Raw genomic sequence first — 574 nt, 5'->3', positions numbered from 1 at the left:
CCTTCTTTTCATTGAGAGGCTTTTTTCCATGATTCACCCGATCCTGGGAGACAGCTTCATTGAGTTCATTGATATAATCAGCCGTTTCCACACTTACTTCTTGTTTGGAAAATTTCTTCTTATTGGCATTGGCTTTCAAGTGAGTGGAGTCGGTGAAGAGCACTCTTCCTGACACCATACGGTGGTTCATCGCCTGTAGTACAATTTCATCGAAGACCTCCTGGAAGATATCCGTATCTTTAAAACGAGTTCGACGGTTCCAGCTAATCGTGGAATGATGGGGTACCTTATCGGTTAAGTTCAACCCTAGGAACCAACGATAAGCAACGTTCGTTTGGATTTGCCGTTCCAATTCACGTTCAGAACGGATGCCATAAAAATAACCGATAAACATCATTTTAAATAAAACCAGGGGATCCAACGATGGGCGACCATTATCTTCTGAATAGAGGAGACGCACTTTTTCCGGTATAAAGGAGAAATCTATGTATTGATCAATCTTGCGAAGCAAGTGGTCTTCGGGGACAAGTTCTTCAATGGTTACCATTTCCAGTTCATTTTGTCGATCTTTCAT

The 574-nt window shown here is 42.0% G+C and carries 1 protein-coding gene; it reads right to left on the bottom strand.

Annotated elements, in window-relative coordinates; translation table 11 throughout:
- The coding region (locus ACFODW_RS12305; RefSeq protein ID WP_390306886.1) for a transposase at positions 1–574 on the bottom strand (574 nt) is incomplete at its 3' end.

It is taken from the genome of Virgibacillus sediminis (genome assembly GCF_042643265.1).
GTDB classification, from domain to species: domain Bacteria; phylum Bacillota; class Bacilli; order Bacillales; family Amphibacillaceae; genus Virgibacillus_O; species Virgibacillus_O sediminis.
The sequence above is the reverse complement of the archived record's forward strand: the minus strand, read 5'-3'. Positions and strand labels throughout refer to the sequence as shown.